At 50.9% G+C, this 24,800-nt stretch carries 30 protein-coding genes and 2 pseudogenes; 16 read left to right on the forward strand and 16 right to left on the reverse strand.

Annotated elements, in window-relative coordinates; translation table 11 throughout:
* Nucleotides 1–224 precede the first annotated feature (224 nt).
* The 6 genes and pseudogenes from PGR29_RS01160 to PGR29_RS01185 all read left to right on the forward strand — a co-directional run bounded on the left by PGR29_RS01160 (nucleotide 225) and on the right by PGR29_RS01185 (nucleotide 2,661).
* On the forward strand, nucleotides 225–410 hold the full coding sequence (locus PGR29_RS01160) for a general stress protein (RefSeq protein WP_004143718.1): 186 nt from the start codon (nucleotides 225–227) through the stop codon (nucleotides 408–410).
* Nucleotides 411–499: 89 nt separating this feature from the next.
* Nucleotides 500–1,000 (forward strand): ferritin-like domain-containing protein, encoded by a 501-nt coding sequence (locus tag PGR29_RS01165; protein ID WP_316423874.1) that lies wholly within the window; start codon nucleotides 500–502, stop codon nucleotides 998–1,000.
* A 26-nt stretch (nucleotides 1,001–1,026) separates the two neighbouring features.
* Entirely contained in the window at nucleotides 1,027–1,242 is a 216-nt protein-coding gene (locus PGR29_RS01170) for a hypothetical protein (protein WP_032705768.1), read from the forward strand.
* 24 nt (nucleotides 1,243–1,266) lie between these two features.
* Nucleotides 1,267–1,773, forward strand: coding sequence for a ferritin-like domain-containing protein (locus PGR29_RS01175; RefSeq protein WP_015366679.1), 507 nt, complete (start codon nucleotides 1,267–1,269; stop codon nucleotides 1,771–1,773).
* A gap of 264 nt (nucleotides 1,774–2,037) precedes the next feature.
* Nucleotides 2,038–2,364 (forward strand): annotated as a pseudogene (locus PGR29_RS01180) (alpha-amylase family glycosyl hydrolase); the annotation flags it as partial.
* Nucleotides 2,365–2,421: 57 nt separating this feature from the next.
* Nucleotides 2,422–2,661 (forward strand): hypothetical protein, encoded by a 240-nt coding sequence (locus tag PGR29_RS01185; protein ID WP_316423875.1) that lies wholly within the window; start codon nucleotides 2,422–2,424, stop codon nucleotides 2,659–2,661.
* 5 nt (nucleotides 2,662–2,666) lie between these two features.
* Here the strand turns inward: PGR29_RS01185 and PGR29_RS01190 are convergent, their stop codons facing one another.
* Together PGR29_RS01190 and PGR29_RS01195 are read right to left on the reverse strand one after the other, a co-directional pair.
* Nucleotides 2,667–3,113: a DUF421 domain-containing protein gene (locus tag PGR29_RS01190; RefSeq protein WP_316423876.1), complete on the reverse strand. Its 447-nt coding sequence runs from the start codon at nucleotides 3,111–3,113 to the stop codon at nucleotides 2,667–2,669.
* Nucleotides 3,114–3,124: 11 nt separating this feature from the next.
* Nucleotides 3,125–3,628, reverse strand: a complete 504-nt coding sequence (locus PGR29_RS01195; RefSeq protein WP_316423877.1) for a hypothetical protein — start codon at nucleotides 3,626–3,628, stop codon at nucleotides 3,125–3,127.
* Between the two features lie 144 nt (nucleotides 3,629–3,772).
* On the opposite strand from PGR29_RS01195, the gene PGR29_RS01200 reads away from it, so the two are divergent.
* Both PGR29_RS01200 and PGR29_RS01205 read left to right on the forward strand, forming a co-directional pair.
* Entirely contained in the window at nucleotides 3,773–4,177 is a 405-nt protein-coding gene (locus PGR29_RS01200; RefSeq protein ID WP_087860740.1) for a YdeI family stress tolerance OB fold protein, read from the forward strand.
* Between the two features lie 15 nt (nucleotides 4,178–4,192).
* On the forward strand, nucleotides 4,193–4,357 hold the full coding sequence (locus PGR29_RS01205) for a hypothetical protein (protein WP_015705356.1): 165 nt from the start codon (nucleotides 4,193–4,195) through the stop codon (nucleotides 4,355–4,357).
* Between the two features lie 37 nt (nucleotides 4,358–4,394).
* Here PGR29_RS01205 and PGR29_RS01210 read toward each other — a convergent pair whose 3' ends face one another.
* Together PGR29_RS01210 and PGR29_RS01215 are read right to left on the reverse strand one after the other, a co-directional pair.
* Nucleotides 4,395–5,540 (reverse strand): trans-sulfuration enzyme family protein, encoded by a 1,146-nt coding sequence (locus tag PGR29_RS01210; protein ID WP_316423878.1) that lies wholly within the window; start codon nucleotides 5,538–5,540, stop codon nucleotides 4,395–4,397.
* 9 nt (nucleotides 5,541–5,549) lie between these two features.
* Complete coding sequence (locus tag PGR29_RS01215; RefSeq protein WP_213316044.1) at nucleotides 5,550–6,926, reverse strand: pyridoxal-phosphate dependent enzyme; 1,377 nt, start codon at nucleotides 6,924–6,926, stop codon at nucleotides 5,550–5,552.
* 95 nt (nucleotides 6,927–7,021) lie between these two features.
* On the opposite strand from PGR29_RS01215, the gene PGR29_RS01220 reads away from it, so the two are divergent.
* The gene (locus PGR29_RS01220) at nucleotides 7,022–7,195 is read left to right on the forward strand and encodes a hypothetical protein (protein ID WP_113373404.1); all 174 of its coding nucleotides are present in this window, start codon (nucleotides 7,022–7,024) and stop codon (nucleotides 7,193–7,195) included.
* Nucleotides 7,196–7,278: 83 nt separating this feature from the next.
* Nucleotides 7,279–7,764 carry a hypothetical protein gene (locus tag PGR29_RS01225; RefSeq protein WP_045366309.1) on the forward strand — a complete coding sequence of 162 codons (486 nt, stop codon included), beginning with the start codon at nucleotides 7,279–7,281 and terminating at the stop codon, nucleotides 7,762–7,764.
* 49 nt (nucleotides 7,765–7,813) lie between these two features.
* Here the strand turns inward: PGR29_RS01225 and PGR29_RS01230 are convergent, their stop codons facing one another.
* Both PGR29_RS01230 and uxuA read right to left on the reverse strand, forming a co-directional pair.
* Nucleotides 7,814–9,148 (reverse strand): gluconate:H+ symporter, encoded by a 1,335-nt coding sequence (locus PGR29_RS01230; protein ID WP_316423879.1) that lies wholly within the window; start codon nucleotides 9,146–9,148, stop codon nucleotides 7,814–7,816.
* A 69-nt stretch (nucleotides 9,149–9,217) separates the two neighbouring features.
* Complete coding sequence (uxuA, locus tag PGR29_RS01235; RefSeq protein WP_316423880.1) at nucleotides 9,218–10,288, reverse strand: mannonate dehydratase; 1,071 nt, start codon at nucleotides 10,286–10,288, stop codon at nucleotides 9,218–9,220.
* Between the two features lie 262 nt (nucleotides 10,289–10,550).
* On the opposite strand from uxuA, the gene PGR29_RS01240 reads away from it, so the two are divergent.
* A complete protein-coding gene (locus PGR29_RS01240) occupies nucleotides 10,551–10,709 on the forward strand; it encodes a YqaE/Pmp3 family membrane protein (RefSeq protein WP_002903230.1) in 159 nt (52 codons plus the stop codon).
* Between the two features lie 54 nt (nucleotides 10,710–10,763).
* Here PGR29_RS01240 and PGR29_RS01245 read toward each other — a convergent pair whose 3' ends face one another.
* From PGR29_RS01245 to PGR29_RS01260, 4 genes are all read right to left on the reverse strand, one after another.
* A complete protein-coding gene (locus PGR29_RS01245) occupies nucleotides 10,764–11,864 on the reverse strand; it encodes an NADH:flavin oxidoreductase/NADH oxidase (protein ID WP_316423881.1) in 1,101 nt (366 codons plus the stop codon).
* Nucleotides 11,865–11,982: 118 nt separating this feature from the next.
* The gene (locus tag PGR29_RS01250; protein WP_316423882.1) at nucleotides 11,983–13,596 is read right to left on the reverse strand and encodes an FAD-NAD(P)-binding protein; all 1,614 of its coding nucleotides are present in this window, start codon (nucleotides 13,594–13,596) and stop codon (nucleotides 11,983–11,985) included.
* A gap of 71 nt (nucleotides 13,597–13,667) precedes the next feature.
* Entirely contained in the window at nucleotides 13,668–14,153 is a 486-nt protein-coding gene (locus PGR29_RS01255) for a GNAT family N-acetyltransferase (protein WP_087860747.1), read from the reverse strand.
* Nucleotides 14,141–14,407 (reverse strand): DUF1778 domain-containing protein, encoded by a 267-nt coding sequence (locus tag PGR29_RS01260; RefSeq protein ID WP_015705366.1) that lies wholly within the window; start codon nucleotides 14,405–14,407, stop codon nucleotides 14,141–14,143. Before PGR29_RS01260 ends, PGR29_RS01255 begins: the two co-directional genes overlap by 13 nt.
* Before the next feature lie 272 nt (nucleotides 14,408–14,679).
* On the opposite strand from PGR29_RS01260, the gene PGR29_RS01265 reads away from it, so the two are divergent.
* Complete coding sequence (locus tag PGR29_RS01265) at nucleotides 14,680–15,915, forward strand: MFS transporter (RefSeq protein WP_047067471.1); 1,236 nt, start codon at nucleotides 14,680–14,682, stop codon at nucleotides 15,913–15,915.
* A 43-nt stretch (nucleotides 15,916–15,958) separates the two neighbouring features.
* Here PGR29_RS01265 and PGR29_RS01270 read toward each other — a convergent pair whose 3' ends face one another.
* The 6 genes from PGR29_RS01270 to surE all read right to left on the reverse strand — a co-directional run bounded on the left by PGR29_RS01270 (nucleotide 15,959) and on the right by surE (nucleotide 21,193).
* The gene (locus PGR29_RS01270; protein ID WP_087860748.1) at nucleotides 15,959–16,456 is read right to left on the reverse strand and encodes a GlcG/HbpS family heme-binding protein; all 498 of its coding nucleotides are present in this window, start codon (nucleotides 16,454–16,456) and stop codon (nucleotides 15,959–15,961) included.
* Between the two features lie 95 nt (nucleotides 16,457–16,551).
* Nucleotides 16,552–17,169, reverse strand: coding sequence for a response regulator transcription factor (locus PGR29_RS01275; RefSeq protein WP_316423883.1), 618 nt, complete (start codon nucleotides 17,167–17,169; stop codon nucleotides 16,552–16,554).
* Nucleotides 17,169–18,488, reverse strand: a complete 1,320-nt coding sequence (locus PGR29_RS01280; RefSeq protein WP_316423884.1) for a sensor histidine kinase — start codon at nucleotides 18,486–18,488, stop codon at nucleotides 17,169–17,171. Before PGR29_RS01280 ends, PGR29_RS01275 begins: the two co-directional genes overlap by 1 nt.
* Nucleotides 18,485–19,072, reverse strand: a complete 588-nt coding sequence (locus PGR29_RS01285; RefSeq protein ID WP_316423885.1) for a hypothetical protein — start codon at nucleotides 19,070–19,072, stop codon at nucleotides 18,485–18,487. Before PGR29_RS01285 ends, PGR29_RS01280 begins: the two co-directional genes overlap by 4 nt.
* Nucleotides 19,073–19,093: 21 nt before the next feature.
* Nucleotides 19,094–20,047: a hypothetical protein gene (locus PGR29_RS01290; protein WP_087860752.1), complete on the reverse strand. Its 954-nt coding sequence runs from the start codon at nucleotides 20,045–20,047 to the stop codon at nucleotides 19,094–19,096.
* Nucleotides 20,048–20,323: 276 nt separating this feature from the next.
* Nucleotides 20,324–21,193 carry a 5'/3'-nucleotidase SurE gene (gene surE, locus PGR29_RS01295; protein WP_316423886.1) on the reverse strand — a complete coding sequence of 290 codons (870 nt, stop codon included), beginning with the start codon at nucleotides 21,191–21,193 and terminating at the stop codon, nucleotides 20,324–20,326.
* A 362-nt stretch (nucleotides 21,194–21,555) separates the two neighbouring features.
* On the opposite strand from surE, the gene PGR29_RS01300 reads away from it, so the two are divergent.
* The 4 genes and pseudogenes from PGR29_RS01300 (at nucleotide 21,556) to PGR29_RS01310 (ending at nucleotide 24,765) form a co-directional block, all read left to right on the forward strand.
* Complete coding sequence (locus PGR29_RS01300; protein ID WP_316423887.1) at nucleotides 21,556–22,350, forward strand: histidine phosphatase family protein; 795 nt, start codon at nucleotides 21,556–21,558, stop codon at nucleotides 22,348–22,350.
* Nucleotides 22,351–22,411: 61 nt separating this feature from the next.
* Nucleotides 22,412–23,719 (forward strand): OprD family outer membrane porin, encoded by a 1,308-nt coding sequence (locus PGR29_RS01305; protein WP_316423888.1) that lies wholly within the window; start codon nucleotides 22,412–22,414, stop codon nucleotides 23,717–23,719.
* Between the two features lie 428 nt (nucleotides 23,720–24,147).
* Nucleotides 24,148–24,264: pseudogene (locus PGR29_RS24890) on the forward strand (hypothetical protein); the annotation flags it as partial.
* A 48-nt stretch (nucleotides 24,265–24,312) separates the two neighbouring features.
* Nucleotides 24,313–24,765 carry a nuclear transport factor 2 family protein gene (locus PGR29_RS01310; protein ID WP_316424333.1) on the forward strand — a complete coding sequence of 151 codons (453 nt, stop codon included), beginning with the start codon at nucleotides 24,313–24,315 and terminating at the stop codon, nucleotides 24,763–24,765.
* Nucleotides 24,766–24,800 lie beyond the last annotated feature (35 nt).

Below are 24,800 nucleotides of genomic sequence, written 5' to 3' on the forward strand. Positions count from 1 at the left end.
TTCTGGCTTTGCCGTCACGTTTATTTCATCTGATTAATATGATCTTAGCGAGATATTGGTTATTTTTGTCGTTCCGTTATTTATTTTTGTATTAATTATGTAACGACTGTTAATATATTTTATTTGAGTTGCATATTTCACTTATTGCTCCAGACTTAACTCTCGACGGCGATGATTTAGATCGTTAAATCATCTTTTACTAACCAAGCTAAAAGGTAAACGTTATGGCAGAACACAGAGGTGGTTCAGGTAATTTTGCAGAAGACCGGGAAAAAGCATCTGAAGCCGGACGTAAAGGCGGACAGCACAGCGGCGGGAATTTTAAAAATGACCCGGAACGTGCATCCGAAGCCGGTAAAAAAGGCGGTAAAAACAGCCATGGCGGCGGCCGTAAATCCGGTGATAGCTAGCTTGTGAATATAAGTAATTTGATCTGGTAGCTGCTGTTAAAAATACCCTGCGGGTCATCCGGCCCGCAGTTTTTTAAAAGGTGTGACTTATGAAAATACAAACCATTGAAGATATTTTTATCCATTTATTATCGGATACCTACAGCGCGGAAAAACAGTTAACCCGCGCGCTGGCTAAGCTATCCCGCGCCAGCGCATGTGAAGAGCTACAAACGGCATTCAGCGCTCACCTCGAGGAAACGCAGGGTCATATAGAACGTATCGATAAACTTCTGCAACAGAATGATCAAATTCGCCTGAAACGGATGAAGTGTGTGGCGATGGAAGGGCTTATCGAAGAGGCCAACGAAGTGATCGAAGCGACGGAAAAGAACGAGATCCGCGATGCTGCGCTGATAGCCGCCGCGCAGAAAGTTGAACACTATGAAATTGCGGCCTACGGTACGCTGTGTACGCTGGCAGAGCAGCTCGGCTATAAAGCCGCGGTGAAACTGCTGGCGGAAACGCTGGAAGAAGAAAAAGACGCTGATATGAAATTAACGGACATCGCCGTTGGACACGTCAATCAGGATGCCCAACAGTCCGCTTAATCCTATCTAAGGCATCAGGCAAAAAAATGAGTCTTAGTCCGGTTGTAATAAAAAGGTGTCATCTCGTCGCGGCGATAATGTGGTTTGTACTGGCTATACCGTCGGTAATATGGTGGAAAGACAGTGTCCTGTGGGTCATCATTATTAGTATTTATGCAAATATTGTCGGCCACTTATCCGGGTATAGCGCAGCGCGAGCCGACCAGGCCGCAGAAGAAAATGAAGATAAGGCTGAAGAGTAATTATCTTGTTATAAAGAGGTTGTTATGACTGATATTGAAAATTATCACGATTGGTTGCGTGACGCGCACGCTATGGAAAAGCAGGCCGAATCGATGCTTGAATCGATGGTCAAACGCATCGACAGCTACCCGGAATTATGCACCCGCCTTGAGCAGCATCTTTTTGAAACCCGTCGGCAAATTACCGTGCTGGATGATATTATTGCGCGCAATAATATTTCCCGCTCGGTTCTTAAAGACTCAATGAGTAAAATCGCCGCAATGGGACAATCTATTGGAGGAATGTTTCCACAAGATGAAGTGGTGAAAGGGGTGATCAGCGGTTACGTTTTCGAGCAGTTTGAGGTCGCCTGTTATACCTCCTTATTAACCGCCGCGCAAAAGGTCAACGATCATGATTCGATTGCGGATTTAGAAAGTATTCTGGCGGAAGAGAGAGGCATGGCCGAATGGTTGCTGCAACATATTCCGGATATTACCGAGCAATATATTATTCGCTCCGAAACGCCGGGTTTTGATGCCAAGCGTTAGCGGTAAAAGGTCTGTAAATGATTCGTCTCCTTGCTATCTTGTCGCGTATTAACGATAGCGCGCCGCCGCTAACGGCAGCAGGGCGGCAAATTACGTTAGAGATAAATTTTGACGCGCACTGTCAGTGCCCGTCGTTAACCCCGAGGCAGCAAATTCTGGTAGATAAACTGGCCAGACGCTCGAAGCCCGCGCAGAGAAAATAAGAGCTTATACCTCGGGTATGCTTCGGGCGCTCGTGATGTTCTGCTGATACGAGGGGGAATAATGCCTCGCCAACCGTGGTTTCAAAACGCTGTAATTTATCAGGTTGATACCTCGCTGTTTTATGATGCCAATGGTGATGGCTGTGGCGATCTGGCCGGGATAAGGCAAAAACTCTATTACTTACGTAGCTTTGGGGTGACGGTATTGTGGTTAACCCCCTTTTATCTGACGCCATTTCTTGATGACGGTTACGACGTGCAGGATCATCTGCAGCCCGATCCGCGTTTTGGGCAAATCAGTGACGTTATTCAACTGATTGATGAGGCGCGGGAACTGGGGATACGCGTTATCATTGAGTTGGTTATCCAGCATACCTCTTACCGCCATAGTCGCCTCAATTGATCTGAACATGGCATTTCGCCATGGTGTATTGGTCATGAGTACTTGAGTATTATTGATTCATTGCTGGTTGATGGTCGGAAATATCCGAGAGTACTTATTATGGCTAACAAACGACATTATTTATTATGGCAATGGCCAAATTTCATGACAACGCTACAATTTATCATTCAATGCCGCAAAGTTGGAGGTGGTATGTATATTAATTATGTTACTGAAAAAGAAGAGGACGACCCGACACGGGCACCTGAGTCAGGCGATAAACAACCGGAACGCGATAAGTAACGTCTCTACGCTTCGGTCGGAATGATTGAAATCTGGCCGTTACGTTCGAGGATCGCAAATTTAATCTTCTCAAGTTGATATATACCATGGTGCTGTCGCGCGGCGAGCAATATGTCATCCACAGAGATATTGACCATTTTCATTTTATCGTCAGCGACAACACCATTTTCTACGACGATCGTCGGCGAACCATCAAGGTAATTCTCAGCCTGTGAAAAGCGCTTCTTTATATAGCCAAAAAAAATATCCACGCTGACCAGCGTGACGATAGTCAGCATTGAACCGGTAACAGAATAGTCGGTACTGAGCATGGCCTGCTGGGTGGCCTCACTGATAATCAACAGTAAAATCAGATCAAAACTGGTGAGTTGCATAAGCGTTCTTCTACCAGCAACTTTAAAAATAATCAATAAGATAAGATAGATTGCGACGGCTCTGAGCACCATTTCCATCGTTGTGACTCCTAAGGGAAGACAAATTGGCTAAAGGTGACGGCAGGTTGCTGATTCGCCTGCAGTGTCGTGGAAAGGTTGCCAAATGTTTTTGGCGTGATAGATAACCACAGCGAATGCGGCGCGCCACTGCTATTTTCATTGTAAACCAGTATCAGATGACCGTTAGCGCTGTACATTTTATCGGGCTGCGGTCGAATATCACCAATTTGGTAATGGCTTAATAACGTGGGTGAAAAATCCACTGAGGTATGAGCGAGGCCACTGTTTTTTACCTGAACATTGACTTCGGTTTCGCTCATTAGCCTGGCAAAACGGTCATAGTCTACCGTTAATGATGAAGCTGAATTCTCATGATGGGCGGAGCTCAGGAAGCCAGATGAAAATAAACCGCATAATGCAGCAATGATAATAATGGCGAGAAAAACCACCCCATAGCGCCGGAAGTTATACTCGAAGCGTAACGCCTGTAGATTCTCGTTTATCTCTGGCGGATCCTGTTGATTATTGTCCATCTTTCGGCTCCAGCATGATGTTTATATTTAACGCTACGATAGCGACGTTGTTATTTTAGCTGATATCAGAATTATTGACGTTGTTAAAATCGCTATCCACGGCCAGACTTTAATAACAGTCATGCTGACATGAAAGGTGAAATAATGAGGAAAAAGCTAATCGCAACACTCTGTTTGTTACTCACCGCTGGCGTCTGGGCTGAAGAAAAGGGCGGTTTTAAAAACGATGCCGCACCGCCGCCGCCGCACCAGCTGGATGACGGCTATCGCGGTATGGAGGATGGCCGGATCATGACCATTGAGCAGGCGAAAACCATGCACGACGGCGCGACTATCTCCCTGCGCGGCAATGTGATTAAGCATGAAGGCGACGACCGCTATCTGTTCCGTGATAAGACCGGAACCATTGCGGCCATAATTCCGGCAGCCGTTTTCGATGGCCAGGAAATCAAGCCGGACAAACTGGTGAGTATTAACGGAAGCCTGGATAGCAAAATGACGCCGCCGCTGGTGCGGGTTGATAAGCTGCGTAAACAAGCGCCCAATTAACCGGAGAACCCGAGTATGAGCAGAGCGCATCACCATGAACTCGACAAACGCGGTAAACACCCGGCGCGCGAAGAGCCGGGTAAACACGGCGAGATCCCGCGTAAACGGGATGATAGCGACGATCACCGAAGCGATCCCTATCATCCGACGGAAAACGCCAAAGCGGTATGTTTCTGCTGAGGGTAATAAAACCCCACGTGGCGTGCGGGGTTAGCGTTTACTCACGTAACGCGTTTCGCCAGTCAGCGATCAGGTCCTGCGGATCTTCAATACCTACCGAGAGTCGGATCAACTGCGGCGTAATGCCATTCGCCAGCCGCTGTTCCAGCGGAATGGAGGCGTGCGTCATGCTAAAAGGCTGGCTCACCAGGCTTTCCACGCCCCCCAGGCTTTCCGCCAGGGTAAATAACCGTAGCTTCTTGATGATGCGCCCGGCGTAGTCATTATCTCCCTTGACCACAATGGAAATCATTCCGCCTGGCAGAGCCATCTGTCGGCGGGCCAGAGTGTGATGAGGATGGCTGGCGAGCCAGGGGAACCAGACTTTCTCGACCTGCGGCTGTTGCTCCAGCCATTCCGCCAGCAGCAGAGCGTTGCTGCTATGACGTTCTACCCGCAAAGCCAGAGTGCGAATGCCGCGCAGGGTCAGGAAGCTGCTGAATGGGTCAAGTACGCCGCCGACGGCGTTTTGCAGATAGCCCAGCTTCTCCGCCAGCGCGGGGTTGTCGCCAACCACCGCCAACCCGGCGACGACATCCGAATGACCGTTGAGATATTTGGTCGCTGAATGCACCACGATATCAAAGCCCAGTTCGATAGGGCGATGGATGATCGGTGAGGCAAAGGTATTATCGGTGACGCTGATAATGTTATGTCGACGGGCAATCGCGGCAATGGCCGCAAGATCCGCCAGCTTGAGTAACGGATTGGTCGGCGTTTCCACCCAAATCATCCGCGTATCAGGGCGGATCGCGGCTTCGATGCCTGCCAGATCGTCAGGTTTGACCCAGGTCACCTGCAGACCGGCGCTACGGCGGCGAACATTTTCAATCAGCCGGTATGTGCCGCCATAAACATCATCTACCGCTACCAGGTGGCTGTCCTTATCCAGCAGTTCCAGTACCGTGGAAATGGCCGCGAGGCCTGAAGCGAAAGCAAACCCCCGGCTACCGCTTTCCAGCTCCGCGATGGCCGTTTCCAGCGCGTGGCGAGTTGGATTACCACTACGTGAATATTCATAGCCGGTATGCTGGCCCGGCGCGGGCTGGGCAAAGGTGGAGGTGGCGTAAATTGGTGGCATCACCGCGCCATGCTGGTCGTTAAAAATGCCGCTATGGACGCTGAGCGTCTGTAAGTTTTTCATGTTCGTTCCTTATTGTTCCAGTCGGTTACGCCAGGTGGTCAGGACGTCGCTACGGGTGATCAGGCCGATAAACCGATCGTTATCGGTGACAACCACGACATGTCCACGGTCGAAGATATCTTTAAGCGCGCTTTCCGGGGCGTGCTTATCCAGGGTTTCGACATGGCGGGTCATCGCCTCTCTGACCGGCAGCGCGAAACGCTGGCTGTCGCCCTGGACGTGGCTTATCAGATCCCATTCATCGACGATGCCAACCACGTGGCCGTTTTCAAGCACCGGCAATTGTGAGAAATCGTACAGGCGCATACGCGCAAGGACGGCAGCCAGCGTATCGTCGGGCGCGGCGGTGACGGTTGCGCCTTCGTCATGACGCAGGGCGATAAAATCGCTAAGATCGCCGCGCGTCGGGCGGCTTAGCAGACCTTGCTGGCGCATCCAGTCGTCGTTGAACATTTTCGACAGGTATTTGTTGCCGCTATCGCAGGCAAAGGTCACCACCCGTTTAGCGGTGGACTGCGCCTGGCAGTAGCGCAGGGCTGCTGTCAGCAGGGTGCCCGTTGACGATCCGGCGAGGATGCCTTCCACTTGCAGCAGCTGCCGGGCGGTGGCGAACGCTTCACGATCGGTCACACGCCACGCTTTGCGTACTTTCTCCAGATGGGCGAGCGGGGGAATAAAATCTTCGCCGATCCCCTCCACCAGCCAGGAGCCGGTTTCACCGTATTGCCCGGTCTCTACCTGGTCCGCCAGAATTGAACCGGCTGGATCGGCAAGAATAAATTCGGTTTTCGGCGAATGTTGCGCAAACCACGCCTGCAAACCGCCCAGGGTACCGCCTGAGCCGACACCGACCACCACGGCGTCAATATCGCCATCAAGCTGCTCAAACAGCTCCGGCGCGGTAGTGGTGGCATGAGCTAACGGGTTGGCTTCATTGTTGAACTGGTCAATATAAAACGCGCCCGGCGTTTCCTCCGCCAGACGGCGGGCGTAGTCCTGATAATAGGCTGGATGACCTTTGTTGACGTCCGAGCGGGTTAACTGCACGGTGGCGCCGAGCGCACGCAGATGGAAAATTTTCTCGCGGCTCATTTTGTCCGGCACCACCAGGATCAGTTTGTAGCCTTTCTGCGCGGCAATCAGCGCCAGCCCCAGCCCGGTATTACCGGCGGTGGCTTCAATGATGGTGCCGCCGGGGCGCAGTTTTCCCTGGCGCTCGGCTTCATTAATCATCGACAACGCCACGCGATCCTTTATCGAACCGCCGGGATTTTGGTTTTCCAGTTTCAGGAACAGGCTGCACGGGCCGGTATCCAGTTTATGCAGTTGTAACAGCGGGGTATGACCAATCAGGTCGCTTACAGAGTGAAAGAGTGACATAACCATTTACCCATTCGTATCGAGATAGCTGAATGGTAGAACTGTAAAAACGGCATTTTAAAGAACATAAATCTGCTGTTTAGCGCAAAATGGAATATAAGATGCTTTTTAGCCATCCAGAAGGAAAGCAGGTTATCCGCCCGGGCGTATTGATTGCTGGAATAGTGGTTTTTTGTCTTGTTTTTAAGCAAATTAGCCGCCGTCGTTGGCTGGTCTATGCATTTTTCGGCAAAGCATTACTGAAAATTATCGATAGCTTGACTCTCCAGGCATAGCGATTATAAATAAATTGACTGTGCCGATACGGCAAGGCTATGACCGTCACTGGATTACCACCTGGACCGATAAGGGAATACTGATGAAACTGTGGAATAAAACGCTGATTACCTCTGCATTGTGCCTGGCGTTGTTTGGCTGCGATGACTCATCGAAAGTCGACAATAAACTGGATCAGGCCAAAGATAACGCGGAACAAATTAAAGATGCGGCCGCCGATAAAGCGCGGGCCATTAAGCAAGAAGCGGATAAGCAGATCGACGACATCAAAACGCAGGCCAATAATGAAGCGGATAGCCTGAAAAACCAGGCCAGCAGTATTAAATCTGAAGCCGACAAGAAGGCCGACGCGATTGCCCAGGATGCGAAAAATAAAGCGGATGCGGTAAAACAGGATGCGCAGCAAAAAAGCGATGCGATCATGAAAGAGGCGGGAAAAATTAAAGATAACGCTATCGTTGAAGCCAACCAGCTTTCCGCCGATGCCGCCAATAAAACCAAAGAAATAAAAGAGAGTATCGCGCCGGAGCAAGCGCCAGCGCAGCAGGCGCCGGCCGGCCAACAGTAAATATTAGAGTGCTTACCGCGGCGGTATTATCGCCGCCGCGGTGCGTTTCTCAGGAAATAAACAGACTCAGTAATAACACCATCAACAGACCCACCACCGAGTTGATTAGCTCCAGTAAGCCCCAGGTCTTAAAGGTATCGCGCATCGAGATGCCAAACGTTTCCTTAAAGAGTAAAAAGCCGCCGTCATACATCAAAGTAATGGTATTGCTACCACAGGCCACCGCCAGGCACATCAGCGCTGGATTAAGATGAAATGCGGTAACCATTGGCGAAACAATCCCTGCTGAAGTAATTGCCGCCACGGCGCCCTGGCCGGTAAGAATACGAATAATAGCGGTAATCAGCCAGGCGATAATAAACGGCGACAGCGGGACATGGCTCATCATCGTGACGATATGGTCGCCGACGCCAGAATCGATAATAACCTGTTTAAGAATGCCGCCGGCGCTGATGACGAACAGGACGTTGGCAATTCTGGCGACCGAATCCGTCACGCAGTGGTTAACCTGAACGGCGTTCATGCCGCGGCGGCAGCCAAGCAGCCAGATTGCGGCGCCGGTCGCCAGCAGCATGCTAATTTCCGCGCTACCGAGGAACTGGAAGAATTTTGCCGCAGAAGAGGCCGCGCCAAACAGCGACTGAATCAGCGAAGACGCAATCATTAATATCGCGGGGATCAGCGGAATGGCAATGCTGACCGCAAACGACGGCAGCGCCTCGGCAGGTTTCTCCTCCTGCGGTTTAATCATGGCATTCAGCTTCATCTCGCGGATACCTGGAAGCCAGGCGGGTAACAGGATCCCCGCACAGAACAGCGCCGGGACTATCACGATAATGCCGTACAGATAAACCTGAACAATATCCGCCTGGAAGGCACTGACTAATGCAACCGGCCCCGGCTGTGGCGGAAATAAACTATGGCCCATGGTGGCGCCGACGACCGTCGGAATAACCAGTTTCATCCACGGGATATTGGCTTTGCTGGCGATGTTGAGAACCAGCGGCATGGCAATCAAAAACGCCACTTCATAAAACATGGCAATACCGAAGATGACGCCGATAAACATCAAGCCGACCGCCAGATAACGGGTACCGCAACGTCTGATTACCGTATCGGCAATCTGCTGGCTGGCGCCGGATTCGGTCATAAATTTGCCGATGATAGCGCCGAATATAATGATCAGCGCCAGGTGTCCCATTATTCCGCCCAGTCCTTGCTGAACCATCGAGACGATTTTATCGAGGGGCACACCTTCCATAATGGCGACAAACAGGCCGGCAATTAATAAGGCGAAAATATTGTGTACTTTGTATTTCAGATTCATGATGACCAGTAGCGCAATACCGACCACCACCCATAGCAGTGCCAGGGCTGGAGACATGGCATCCTCCCAACAGAGATTTTATTATTTTCAGTGCCGGAGAGCTCCGGCACCAGGGTGACGAGCGGATCAGGCGTGCTGGTTTTCCAGCGCTTCCCATAATCCCAGTAGGTAAGTGGCGCCGAGCGCGCGATCGTATAAACCGTATCCCGGACGGCCGGTTTCTCCCCAGATAAAACGGCCATGATCGGGACGAATATAGCCGTCGAAGCCGTTGTCGTGCAGCGCCTGCATCACCCGGTACATATCGAGCGAGCCGTAGCGGGTAGGGTGCGCCGATTCGTAGAAATCTTTGTCTTTTATGATTTTAATATTTCTGACATGAGCGAAATGAATGCGCCCGCGCTGGCTGAATTCCGCGAGGATTTGATAAACGTTATTTTGCGGCTCCTCGGCAATAGAGCCGGTACATAAGGTAATACCGTTTGCCGGTGAATCCACCGCGCGACACAACCAGTCGAGATCGTCGCGGTTTTTAATAATGCGCGGCAGACCAAAAATGGAGTACGGCGGATCGTCAGGATGAATGGCCATTTTCACGCCGACCTCTTCGCAGACCGGGATAATTTTCTCCAGGAAATAGAGCAGATTTTCTCGCAGTTTGTCGTCATCGACCGCTTTATAGCTGTCGAATAGCGTCTGTACCTGCGCTAAACGTTCGGGCTCCCAGCCCGGCAGGGCATAGCCGTTGGCGTTGCTGAGCACTTCCGTAACGACCTGTTCCAGCGTTTTATCGATGCCGGCTTTTTCAAAAGCCATCGTTAGCGACCCGTCCGCCAGCCGGTAGTTCATGTCGGTTTTCATCCAGTCGAAAACCGGCATAAAGTTGTAGCAAATGACCTTAACGCCAAAGGCGGCGAGGTTACGGATAGTTTGCTGATAGTTGGCGATATAGCGATCGCGCTCCGGCAGCCCGATTTTAATCGCGTCGTGAATATTCACGCTTTCGATAACTTCCATCGTCAGGCCGTTAGCGTGGGCCTGCTCGACTAACGCCTTAATTTTCTCCCGTGGCCAGACTTCGCCAACCGGAACGTCGTACAGCGCGCCGACCACACCTTCCACCCCCGGAACCTGACGGATCTGCTCAAGAGTGACTTTATCTTCGTCTGGTCCAAACCAGCGCATCGTCATTTGCATGAAAACTTTTCCTTACCGCGTTGTTTATAGTCTACTACCATACAAGTTAGATTAAGGATAACGACAATGCGGTGAGGGGGACATGATCGAACTCACAAAACCATACATCGGCTGAATTGCACACTCACTGAAGGAATACTCATTACAAGATGCGTAAAATCGGGTAAAAGGGGCGGCTAACGTGGCGGCATCAGGTAGAATAACTATGCTTAGAGACGAGGTCTCTTTTTTAAGTCGTTAATTTTGTTTGTATGGAGAGTGTATGGGTTTCTGGAGAATCGTATTTACTATCATCCTGCCGCCGCTTGGCGTACTGCTGGGTAAAGGTTTCGGCTGGGCATTCATTCTGAATATAATTCTGACCTTGCTGGGCTACATTCCTGGTCTCATCCACGCGTTCTGGGTACAAACCCGCGATTAACCCTGCCGTAATCTAGCGGCGCTGATGCGCCGCTATCATTCATATCGTTAAGCTTCAGCGATTAGCTTTTAATGTGCCTTTCAGCCCATGCGGTTCTGAACGCAGGTATTGCGGCGGCACGCTAACCTGGGCCCCCAGAGCCGCCGCAGCCTGCCACGGCCAGTGTGGGTTGTAGAGCGCTGCGCGGGCGATGGCAATCAGATCGGCGTCGCCGTTTTGCAGTGCATCTTCAGCCTGCTGCGGTTCGGTAATTAACCCTACGCCAATGACCGGAACGTTAACCTGCTGGCGGATTTCATGGGCGAACGGTAATTGATAGCCAGGACCGACCTGAATCGCCTGCTGCGGCGACAACCCGCCGCTGGAGACGTGAATATAGTCGCAACCCAGTGCTTCAAGCTGCTGACTAAAGACGATGGATTGCGCGGTATCCCAACCGCCGTCTACCCAGTCTGTCGCCGAAAGTCGCACGCCGACGGCGATATTTTCGCTGACCGCCTCCCGTATTGCCTGGAAAACCTCCAGCGGGAAACGTAAGCGGTTTTCCAGTGAACCGCCGTATTCATCTGTACGCTGGTTGCTCAACGGAGAGAGGAACTGATGCAGCAGGTAGCCGTGCGCGGCATGCAGCTCTATCAGTTCAATTCCCAGGCGTTCGGCGCGCCGCGCGCTATCAACAAAGGCTTGCTTAAGCCGCGCCAGATCGTCATGGCTCAGCGCTTTTGGCGTCCGGTCGCCGTCATGAAATGCCAGCGCGGATGGGGCGACGGTTTGCCAGCCGCCGTTATCCAGCGTCAACTGACCGCCGCCAAGCCAGGGTGCAGCGACGGAGGCTTTGCGCCCGGCATGTCCCAGCTGGATACCGATGCGGGTTGTTGAATAGGCGCGAACATCTTCCAGAACTCGGTACAGGGCGGCTTCGGTTTCATCGTCCCACAAGCCGACGTCCGCCGGGGAAATGCGGCCCGCAGGCTCGACGGCGCTGGCTTCAATAATCACCAAACCGGCGCCGGAAAAAGCCAGCTGTCCAAGATGAATGCGGTGCCAGGCGGTCGCCTTGCCGTTTTCGGCGGAATACTGACACATCGGGGCGATGACAATACGGTTTTCCAGCTCCAGTTTACCAATGCGCGCAGGGCTAAATAGTTGACTCATATGTACCTCGTAAGAGTTGTGCTGCCTGATAACCTTTAGTTGTAACATGCCTGAATGACGGCCTCTTTTCCGTTGTTGCGCTTAAGAGGCTGTTAGTTGTTAATCGCATGCTAATGGATCACCAATCATGACTGAACCACAGCTTACGCCGATGTCCGCTGGCCTGCTGTGAAACCGCTCTGGCCATTGCGGCGCCGATCTCCGCGCTGGCGACGAGCCCCTGAACGAAAGGACGGTCATGCATCAGCCAAGGCAGCGCGCCGAAGGCAATGCGGCCGCGAGCGCACGCTGGCGCCTGCAGGGTGTAGTCATCACCGATATCCGGGATTTCATCACCGCAGGCGAGAAGCTGCTGGCGCAGCGTCGGGAAAGGGATGTCTTTACTCTTCAGCGCCTTTTGGCCTCTGGCGTCAATAAAGACGTCAAATTCGCTGCGTTGGTTATGGTGGTGGATGACCGTCAGCTGTGGTTGAACCTCCAGTTGATAATCGGACCCCAGCGGCAAAATACTAATAACCCCGGCCTCCCGTAACGCCAGCAGACGGCGAATCGATTCCGACGGAATGGCCGCGTAATTATCGATAAATATCCGGGCGAGCCCTGTTTTAAAGCGTTCGCGGTCGCGTTTATCAAGATGCGGCGTAATCGTCTCAATGACTTCATGCAGACGAAGAATGGTATACCGCCACGGCACGGTATGCTGTTGCTGTTTATTACGTTCCACTTCCTGCAAATTGACGTGTGCCCAGGCGAAGGGATCGTGTCGTTTTCTATCGATAAACCAGGCGTCGCTGAACGTATCCGCGGTCAACTGGCGCAAGCCTATCTGCCTGCACCATTGCGGCGCGGCGAGCTCCAGCTCTTTGACGATAAGCTGGAATACGCGATCCAGCAATCCCTCGCACCCCTCAGCGATGGCCGCTTCCAGCGCCTGATGGGTGACTATCTCCAGCGGTTCATAGGGGATGGGGCAGTAGAAATCGGCCTCGGGCAGAATGCCATTTCGCGACATCAGTGTGATGTGGAGTTTATGGCTTGCGTCATTCAGCCGAAAATGGACGCTCTCATCGGCGTCAGCCGAAAAATGGCCATGCTGAATGACGACGGCGACGGCGGCATCAATACCGCTGAGTGAAGTTCCCATGATACCGACCCGACACGGCGCGATCTGCGCCTGCATCAGACCGCTCCAGGGGCTGGGATAATATTCGCGGGGGGAATCATCGTCCTGCGGCCAGAGATGTCCGGTGGCGATAACGGCAAAATCCGCGCGTTCCGCTGTGGGCGCATGGTTAACCCACAGTTTGACGCCATCCTGTTCCGCCTGGAGATCGGTCACCTCGCAGGACTCGCGCACGCTAACGTTGAAACCCGCTAACCTTGCTTTCTCCAACACCGCCAGGAACCGATCGCGATAATAGTCGCCGAGGATCACGCGCGGTAAAAATTGCCGCTCATGTAAGGCCTCACGCTCAATGCCATGCCGGGTGAGCCAGTCTTCGCTCTGATTTTGTAGCCACGTCAGATAGGTAATATAGATGGGGGGAATTTCGATACTGGCGATATTCGCCAGCATTTGCGCTGAGTTATGCTCATCGTTATAAGGCATTCCGACGCCAGCCTCTTCACCCTGCTCGTAGAGCACTATCTCCAGCGGCTCACCCCGTTCAACCAGGGAATGAAAAGTATAGATCCCGGTCGGTCCAATGCCGACAATCGCCACTTTCTTCATCGTTATCCTTCCTTTGGTGTGATTCCCGAACTGAAAGATAAGTGTGGTAGAGAAAATGACGAAAGGTGGAGTTATTTAGGCAACGCGAGGAAAAGAGTGCGTTCCTGGGTGGTTGAGGCTTTAAATCCGTGGTGTAGATAGAATCGTTTCGCGCTATCGGTCAGGGCATGGACCATCAGGGCACGTACGCCAACATTTTCGGCAACGCGATAACTGCGTAACAGCGCATCATGGAGTAGATCAGCCCCCAGCCCCTGTCCGTGAAAAGCGCAGTCGATCGCCAGGCGGGCGAGAATGATGACCGGGATAGGATCGGGCATATTACGCCGCAGGCCGCCAGTGGCTTCCGTGTGATTAACGCTGCCGGTTGCCAACGAATAAAACCCCACCACCTGGTGGCTATCTTCCTTGCAGACCACGAAGGTTCTCGCGGCGCCCTGAGCCTGGTTTTTCATTCCTCGCTGTTTTAGCCATTGATCGAGAACCGTTTCTCCGCAACAAAATTCCGCAATCTGATGGTATGAGGATAGCGGTGCAGGCGCGCTTACTTTTCCCATTGCGGCTTTCTCGCCAGCAATTTATCGAGAGCGGGGTTAGCTTCAACCGGCGCATCCAGCATGTCGATAAATTCGGCGTATTGCTCATCGCTTAAGTTAAACACCCGACGGTCGAGAATAACGTTTTCTGCCGCCTGGCAGGCCATCTCAAGGATAAAGTCGGTCCGCGATTTGTGCAGAATTTCAGCGGCCGCATCAATCAGCGCCCGCTGGGACTCCTTCGCCCGGATGTTGAGTTGGATATCTGATTTCATCTTCTTTTCCTGTATAGCAATTGGTATACAGCTCATTGTAGAACAGCCGTATATCAAATGCTATACATTCTGCCAGCGCGGAATATCAGGGGACATATACTTAATTTGAAACAAATTAGCATGCTAATTAACTTGCAGCCATACGATTATTGGGTGTATTTAACATATGGGTAACTTAAGAAACTTTACATTTACATATGCAGTTGGCCCTGCATGTTCATTCGGGTAGCTGCTACATCTCCAGGCCGCTGTGCCAGGATAGGGATAACACGATGTTAGGCTGGACTTCACTACAGCGCAATGCCGCCATTGCCAGCTTCTTAAGCTGGACACTTGATGCCTTCGATTTTTTCCTCCTTGTTTTCTTACTGAGTGACATTGCCCAGACGTTTCACGTTGGGCTGGAAAAGGTCACGCTGGCGATATTACTGACGCTTGCCGTACGGCCTATCGGCGCGCTCATTTTTGGACGGCTCGCCGAGAAATATGGCCGTAAGCCGATCCTGATGTTGAATATCATCTTCTTTTCGATATTCGAGCTGCTGTCTGCCGCGGCGCCCTCATTAACAATTTTTCTGGTTTTAAGAGTGCTATATGGCGTGGCGATGGGCGGTATTTGGGGCGTGGCGTCGTCGCTGTCAATGGAAACTATCCCGGACCGTTCCCGTGGGCTAATGTCGGGAATTTTCCAGGCCGGTTATCCGTTTGGCTATCTGATTGCCGCCGTCGCTTATGGGCTGCTATTTGATTTACTCGGCTGGCGCGGGATGTTTGTTATCGGCGCAGCGCCTATTTTGCTGCTGCCGTTTATCTGGTTTTGCGTGCAGGAGTCACCGGTATGGCTCGCGTCACGGGCGAAAAAGGAGAGCACGGCGCTACTGCCGGTACTGAAAACGCACTGGAAATTGTGCTGTTATCTGGTGGTACTGATGGCGGCGTTCAACTTCTTCTCCCACGGCACCCAGGACCTGTATCCGGTATTTTTGAAAGTGCAGCATGGCTTTGATCCGAAAACGATCAGTATTATTGCGGTCACTTACAATATTGCGTCGATCATCGGCGGGGTGCTGTTCGGTTCGCTTTCCGAGAAGATTGGCCGTAAAAAGGCCATTATTACCGCCTCGCTGCTGGCGCTACCGGTTATCCCGCTGTGGGCATTCGCTAGCGGTTCACTGATGCTGGGAATCGGCGCATTCCTGATGCAGTTTATGGTTCAGGGCGCCTGGGGCGTGGTCCCGACCTATCTAAATGAACTGGTTCCCGCGAATACCCGGGCGGTGCTGCCGGGCTTTGTGTATCAACTGGGTAATCTCATCGCTTCGGTTAATGCGACTTTACAGGCGACGATTGCGGAACACCATGGACAGAACTATGGGCTGGCGATGGCAATCGTTGCCGGTACGGTGGCGATCATTATCGCGATACTGACCTTCTTTGGTCAAGAAAGTCGGGCGAAGAAGATAAGCGGGGCGGTTGAGCAAAACGCCATGCAGCATGTGAGTCGGTAACACGCTATGGCAAAGCGGGTAGCAATAGTCTACCCGCTTTGGATTAGCCCTGGTTAAGTTCGCCTTCGATAGATTTCAACCCGGCCATCGCGCAAGCTTCGTCGAAATTTCCCCCCGGCGCGCCGCCGACGCCAACCGCGCCAATGACCTGATCTCCCATCTTAACCGGCACTCCTCCAGCTAACAGCAGGAAGTCTGGTATATCACGCAGGTTCGCGGCCCCAGCGTTAGACTGAGAACCTTTCATGACATTGCTGGTGGCATTTTTAGTGGTTAGCGCGGTGAACGCTTTCATACGGCTGGCTTCGACGGTGTGCGGGCCGGCATTATCCATTCTCTTCATTAATAGCGGCGTACCGGCACGGTCGACCACAGTAACGGCGACGTTGTAGCTGTCTTTGGCGCAGGACTGTAGCGTGCTTTGCGCGATTTTATCCGCGAGCTCCACTGACAAATTTTTCTGGCTGAGAACGCCCGTGGCGGCGCTTGCGGTAGTGACCAGGCTGCCGAGCAGGATGGCGCTTAGAAGGATACGTTTCATAGTGATGCTCCGTCGTGTTGAGTGGCGATAGGGCAATACTAGGGGGCAGGGAGCATGGCGACTATTGCCGCGAATACGGAACGTACCAGGTATTTTTACTTAGACGCGCTGGCGACATCAGCGTAAATCTTCAACAGTTTGGGCAGCGAGTTAACTTCAAGCTTGCTAAAAATATTGGCGCGATGCGCTTCGACGGTACGCGGCGAGAGGGAACATATACGGGCGATTTCTTTACTGGAGTAGCCCTGGAGCAGCTGCTGGAGCATTTCATGCTCGCGTGCGGTTAGGGTGGCGAGTTTTCCCTGCAGCGGCAGTAATTTCTGTTGTTGTTCGAGGTGCGCGCTTTGCTGCGCCATCGCTTCGCCAACCACTTCGAATAACAGGTCGGCATCAATGGGTTTGGTTAAAAATTCAAATGCGCCATTTTTGAAGGCGCGACGGCATAAATCAATATTACCGTGCCCGGTCATAATAATAACCGGTAAGGTTAGACCTAACTGGCGCCACTCATCGAGCAGCGTCAGCCCGGTTTTCCCCGGCATGCGAATATCCAGCAGCATACAACCGGTTAATTCGGCGAGATTCCCTGCCTGATGTTGAAAAGCGTGTGCGCTATCAAACGCCTGCGTCTGCCAGCCAACGGTTGAGAGCAGCAGACTTAATGAATCGCGTATTGCCGCATCGTCATCAATTAACCAGATATACTGCTCCATCACTTCTCCTCATTGCGCAGCGGAAACCATAACCGGAAGCAGGCGCCTTGTCCGGTGATATTGCTCGCTTCTATCGTGCCATTAAGACGCTGAACAAGGGTATCCGCAAGGGCCATGCCGAGTCCCACACCATCAGTACGGGTGGTATAAAACGGTATAAAAACCTGCTCCAGCGCTTCAGATGATAACCCTGGTCCGCCATCAGTAAGAGTTAAGGCGATACCGTTATTGACCCGCTCGGCTTGCAGATGGATCCACGCGCTACCTGGAACATTTGCGCTTTGCGCCTGAATGGCATTGCTCACGATATTATGCAGAATTTGCTCTACCCATAGCGGCGGCGCTGGAAGCGCGGGTAGGTCCGACGGAAAATGGCTGGAGACGCGAACTTTCCCCGCGCTGATCTCGTTATCCAGCAATTCGCACACGCGTAGCCACAGCGACGGAAGGTCCACCGGTTGATATTCGGCGCGCTTACTAGTGAGCTTGAGACGAAACTGGCTGAGCAGGGCGTCAATGCGTTTTATCTGCAACACTGAGGCCTCAAGTAGTTCGGGGATCCGCACGGGATCATTTTTTTTAATCAGGCGCACAGCCGCCTGGTTATAGCTCATGATGGCGGTCAACGGTTGATTAAGTTCATGTACGATGCCGGCGGCCAGTTCGCCCATGGTATTAAGACGAGTGAGTTCGCCATAGCGAGAGCGTAAATCGGCGATATCCCTTCGGTGTTTATTGGTTCGATACTGATTAACAAGATAGATAATCACCGCCCAGAACAGTGCTGGTGAAAGTATCAGCCACCACGGCAGTTGATGCCACTGCGGGTTATCACCTGCGCTAATGAGCAGAGGTTGTGTTGGGCTGGCGACAGTTTTCTCCCAGCGCCACCAGGTGTTGGCAGAGGCGGTACCTTCCTCAAACAACGTGGTACCGTCCCAACGAATGGCAAGATGTTTGAATGTCTTTTTCTCATTGAGACTGTTAAGTAGGGTGTTCAAATCAATCAGCAGGGAGATGCCCGGAAGATTCAGCCAGTAGCGTGCGGGGCTTTGCGCGACGATAGGGCGTCGCGGTTCAAGGGAATCGTAGCGGCGCCATTGCACGATCTGCGGCAGGATCTGCTGGACTTCGGCGGCATTTTGACCGGCCGGAAGCAGGGGAATGATGGCATCGTGCTGCGACACCTTTACCGTGATTTCGCGATACAGGATGCGGAAGTCGGCGGAGCGCGCGTCATATTGCTGTTGAAGAAACCAGGCGCCAAGCCCCGTCGAGCTTAACAACGTCAGCATGAGCCAGCAGAGGATTTTTATCATATCGCATTTTGTGCATGATGTTTTAATTGCCAGCGCCAAACTCGATTATGTAAATAAAATGCTGAGGTTTTTACAAACATAGCGCTGTTAATGAGTTTGATGCTCCCAGCGCTAAACAATACACCAACCAAAGCGCTTATAAGCAAACCGGCATGCCCACCAAATATGAATACCGAAATGAATGCGTAAATGAGATTTCCCGCGGCGAGCGCGGCGGTCAGGAAAATCAGACCTAGATAGAACTTAAGCGCCGCCAGAAAACCTCGAGAGAACAGCGTCATCGACGGGAAGATCAGCAGACAGTAGAGTAAACCTGTGGGGATGATACCAGTAAAAACAGCATGCGCGGGCCAGGAAAACCACTGAAAGATGGCTCCCCAAAGCGTTAGCTGCGGCATAGCAAAACTTATTACGCTTAACAGCGCGCTTAAAATAAAAGGCACGCCAGCCGTATGCAAACCGACAGGCGTTTCCATACGCTCCATCAAGTACATTTTCGCGGACTCTAACTGCTTAGGATCCTGCTCCTTTATCCTTTGCTCAACGATGGTGCCCAGTTTGAGACTGTCATTAATATATTTCATTATGCCGAGTGCTTTAACTATCTAAAATGAGAACGACTGTATAACGCCGATGACGTACTTACCGGATTGCGACACATTTTGCGGATGGCGTATTGTTCCGGTGAGCGCGCTCCCCGCGAAGGCTGAGGTATTAATAACCGCATTCGTTAATTCGCGCTGCAAAGAACGCTGTATTGCCTCAGACGGGAAACGCTTAGGGTAAAGCTGCGCCTGCATGGCCGCCTTAATTCCACCGTTAGAAATTCCTGGATTTTGGGCGCGGATGATTTCTTCTGTAATACGCTTACGTTCGGCCCGGCTCAGACTTTTGAGCCAGTTTATCGCCCCGGAGGAGGAACTGGCTTTCATTAATTTATATGTTGCAATGGTACTTTTTAAACCCGCCCCAGCGCCAGCTAAAGAAACGATATCCAAGGCTGTTGAGGTTGCGGTATACCAGTCCTGGCTGTCAAGCCAGGCAATATCCTCCTCATGGCCGATACCGATAGCTAACAGACGTCCGCTACCGATAAAACACTGTAAACCGGTAGCCACACCACCTGCAGTGATCATTGCTGCCACCACGCCTGAGGCTCCGGCGGTGAGGGGGATGGCCGCGCCAGCTCCAAGCGCTAAAAAGACAGTGACCACGGCAGCGCCGCAGGCTATAGCCGTGGAGGTAATTTCATTAGCTAGCGACGGTGCTTGTAGCGTTTTGATCGTGGCTTTTGCGGCATTGTGCGGCGTCGAAGATGCAATTTTTGTCACGATAACATGGCTAACGCTACTTTGGTTTGGTGTGGCGATTCTACGTGAAGGGCGCACAAGCCAGCGATTCATTCCGTCGGAATAGATTATCCCGGCTTGAGAGAAATCACGGGAGCAGTCCAGTTGTGCGGCCAGCGCGGTAAAATCAAAATCACTCCCAGAGGCTAGTCCCAGGCTACGAGCAAACCCATAGTCGGGCAGATTTGAAGAATGTGCGGGGAAGGTCATGAGCTGCTCGCTACGTGAATTGTGGAATTATAGAAAAATGAGGTTAGATGTTAAAAAAAACATAAACAACCAGGAATAGTCCGAAACAGACTAACTTTTGAACTCAATCAAGTATTTACCTGATATTGAAGCGGTACGCGTCGTACAGTACGGATGAGGGCTTAAGCAATATAATTAGGCGGTGATGAAAAATTGAAAACATCGCCTGCCAGCGATTTAGTGTGTCGCCGGCAGGAACGAAGTAGATGGTACAAAGTTGTGAAATAAACTGGTGAATTATTTATTCAGCAGTTCTTCATATTGCGCCTGAAATTGCGGCGCGTTCATTGCCCCATCAAAGAGGCTATAGGTGATATAACCTTTATTAAGCCAGCCGGAATCGGTGTCATTCTCTACTGTCTTTAATGATTCCGGATTGATGGTTTGTTTAGCGCGTCCATCAGGTAAAATATCATAACCAATCTGTGGGGTAGGGAACATCTCATTTTCGATATAGTGTACACCTTTAATTTTTGATTTTGGCAGCGGCGGATAGTTAATGCTTAAGCCCGATCCTTTAGGCACTAAAGGTGAACCAGGAACATGATTACGATTCAGCGTCTCAACAACCTCAACAACATAATCCACCGCATCAGGCCAATATTTATGTGTGCTTGGCCATTTATTCTTCATTTCATCTTCGGTAAAGATATACCCAATGCTGGCCGCAATCGCCGGCAAACCATAACGTACAGCCCTGGCTGCCGCACTTACCGTCCCTGAATTGACCTGAGCCATTCCGGTATTAGGGCCATCGTTGACACCAGAGATAACCAGGTCCGGCTGATTATTAGTGAGTAGTCCCCGTAAGCCAAAATCAACCGCATCGGCGGGTGTGCCCGGGAAACAGTAGCGTTTATCAGCAGCCTTCTTTACATCAAAGATTTTACCCGTTTTGAAGGTAATGGCCGAACCGATGCCGCTCTGATTGGTGGCTGGAGCGACCATCCATACCTCAAAACCTTTTTGCATGAGTTTTCCCTGAAGCGAAATACTGCCCGGGGATTCGCAACCATCGTCGTTGACAATCAAAATTTTTAGCGGCGCGGCGCTTGCGGTAAAGGCGAATGCAGAGACCAGCGCAACGGCAATACATGACTTGTTCATCGTAACTCCTGTTATTCATGAGGGTAACTAAAATGCAAAAAAAAACCTAAGGCCGCTCCTGCAACGAGTACAGAAACGGCCTTAGGTTTTGCCTGAAACAGTAACAATCCCAAGAGAATTTAAAATACGTACTGCAGATATTAACGTCCAGATGGGAATACGGTTGATATGAGGAGGATCACAATTACATAAATCATCGTTATAGATTAAGTGCAATTCAAAAGCATTAGTGATAGGGTCCGTAATAGCTGGATTGTTACTGTATCAACAGGCAAAACCTACGTTTTCTTCTCCACCTGCATGCCAGGGCGCTGAAGAGTACGTAGGTTTTTTTTTGGGCTATAGAAAAGGATTCTTATAAAATGAAAAAATTATTTCTGGGGGCCTTAATGGCTGTTACCGCCGTTACCAGTCCACTGCTGATGGCGAAAAGTAACGATAAAAATGACCAGGAGGTCATCAATATTTATTTTGCGCGCCATGGGAAAACGCTGCTTAATTCGTTTGACCGCGTGCAAGGTTGGATTGATTCCCCATTGACCAAGGATGGGGTGCAGGTTGCTCAATATTTAGGTGAGGGACTCAAAGAGATAAAATTTGACCGTTTTTATTCCAGTGATGCGGGACGGCAGCGCGAAACCATGGCAGTGATTCTTAAACAGGCTGGCGTAACGGATTATCATTTAACCGAAATGACAGGCCTGCGAGAGGCGTTTTTTGGCGGTTTTGAAGGCGGTTATAATGTCGATATGGCCAATGCAGGCGCACACGCGCTAGGAATGTCGGACAGTAAAGCGCTTTTTAAGGCGATGAAAGCTGGCACACTTTCGGTAAGCGAAAGCCAGAACGCGCTGGCCAAGTCCGATCCAAAACAGCTAGCGGAAGACTATGAGCAAGTAAAAGTGCGGACACAAGCTGCGCTGGCAACTATGGTAGAAAATGCCCAAAAAGAGGGTGATAAAAATATTCTGGCCATTTCTTCAGGTACCGCGATTCAGATAATGATTTCCGATCTGACGGACGACCCGGCCAAAAATCTGCCATTGTCGAATGCTGCGGTGGTGAAAATCACTTATCACGATGGTAAATACAGTGTGCCAGAAATTGGCACCATGAAATACGTTGAAGCAGGCAAGGTTTCACTAAACCATAAATAATCTAACAGTTTAGTTTTCCGCCATAAATATGCTATGGCGGATCTTTTCTCAGGAAATAAAAATGTTTAAAAATATAACTGCCGCGTTAATAGCGTGCGGGCTGGTTACGCCTGTATGGGCCGCTACAGACGCTATTTTTGATGATCCTTTTTTTACTGACTCACAGCTCACTGTCTCTGCAAAGAATTACTGGAAGTATCTTAAAGAGGAAAATGCCAATCCTAAACATGTACACAACGCCTGGGGGCAGGGATTTTCAGCAGAATACCAGTCTGGTTATTTAGCCGATATTATCGGCTTCGATGTATCATATTATAGCGCGATAAAGTTGGGTGCTAGCGACTATTTCAACTCCCGCGGCGTGCTTTATAATAATGGTACAGGTAACAAAAAAAGCAACGCCGAAGGGTATTCAAAGTTCGGCCAACGTAACGTGAAGCTTAACTACACGCTTTCTGGGGCTCAGTTAAACGCGCGCTGGGGATGGCAGATGCTGAAAAATTATGGCGTTATTTCAACGTCCAACCGGCTTTCTCCAACAACGTATTCCGGCGTAAGCAGTGCTGTAAGCTACGGCCCATTTACCATAAGAGGGGCCTGGCTTGAAAATTCCATGGACAGAAACTCACCAGATAAAAAGCGATTTCAGACTAATACCGGTGAATATATTAGCCACCTGGCAAGCGGAGAAATTCTTTGGCGGGGGAAAAATTTTGATGCACAGTATGCTTATGGTGAGAGTAAAAACTACCTGCAACGGCACCTGCTGTTTACTCAGTTTCGGGCGGATTCGCAGCTAACGATTGGAACGCAAGTCTACGGCACCCACGCGTTGGAAAGTTACCGCGCAATGCCCGCGAGTAAACGGGATTTTGACAATAATGCCTGGCATTTTGCGCTGGATGCGACCTGGAAAGGTGAACGCTGGAATAGCAAAATGGGCATTGGCTACACCAATGCTAAAAAAACAGGTGAAGTCGGGTTTTATCCACGCCACATGAGTAAAAATTCCCGGGGAACATTTATTTCCATGGCCTACGCTGGCGACGATTACATGCGTGATGGGGAACTGGTGCTGGCGAACATCACCGAATATCGGTTAACGCCTGAATTAGCCGTGGGCCTGGCGGGAAACATCGGGCAATTTAACTATAAAGGGAATCATGTGCGCACCGGGGAAATCAATGCCTTTAGCCGTTGGGTTCCAACGCAGTCCATGTTTAAAAACTTCACTTTTTGGGCGATGTTCGGACCAGGATGGTCATACAAGACGCAGGGAAAAACGCCAGTCCTTACGGACGGCCATTACACACGTACAAACACGCTGTCGTCGGAAGTGATCATGGAATATCGATTCAAGGTGTTCTGATCGAGATGACATGGCGAGGACGAAGCCGCCCAGGAGCGATGGCGAACGATGTGCCGTGAAAACGCCATGTTGAGAATGATATTGTAGACGCGGACAACGACATAATGATGTTGTTGTCCGCGATGTAATCTGACAGCCGGAGATGATTGTTGGAGAAAGAAAGCGACATGTCTGATTGCGGATATCATGAAGGCTGAAAGGCACTCGTCGCAGACGGAGCAACGATAGATGACCAGTTTGATTGGATAGCTACGAGAACGGAACAAGCACAGGCCAGCAAGAACCACAGTAATGCACAACGTTAAACACCGTTATCCGCCACACGTCATGTAAGTGCGCATAATGTATATTATGTTAAATTAATTTAATCACACGTACCGATGTCCTCATCAGCCTATGACCTAACGATTTGAACCACCCCTTCTTAATTGAACAAGCAACTTGATCTAAACGAGTCGATGCCGCAAATTCAAGATGCCATTTTGTTCAGAAAGAATTACCTCAATCAACTACCAACCCAACTGGCTGTTAAGTTCGTTGGGAGTCACCTGTCAGGCCTGGCACCTGACATCAAAACCATCGCAGGAGGATCAATGCTGAAAAAACCTATCGTTGCCCTTTCATTGTTTTTCGCTCTGACGCCCGCCGTTTTTGCGGGCAATAGTGAAAGTGAACTGTTGAATAAAAAGAATGTAATTGATTTTTATAATAAAGCTTTGAACGATAAAGACTTCTCCGCCGCCAGGCCATATTTCGGGGATCGTTATGTACAGCATAACCCGATGGCAAAAGATGGCGTGGAAGGCTTCGAGCAGTTTATCGCTTTTCTGAAGAGTAAATATCCCGACTCGCACAGCGAAATTAAGCAGGCGTTTGTCGACGGAGATAACGTGATCTTGCACGTTGAAGTGACCGGTCGTGAACCTGGCGTTACGCGGGCTATCGTGGATATCTTCCGCCTTAACGAACAGCACAAAATCGTTGAACATTGGGATGTTACCCAAAACGTCCCGCCAAAAACCGCCAGCGGCAACGGCATGTTCTAAAATCCGGGCTGAATCCTTCTGCTAACGCTCTCGCT

Source organism: Klebsiella sp. 141203 (genome assembly GCF_032601985.1).
GTDB lineage: Bacteria > Pseudomonadota > Gammaproteobacteria > Enterobacterales > Enterobacteriaceae > Klebsiella > Klebsiella aerogenes.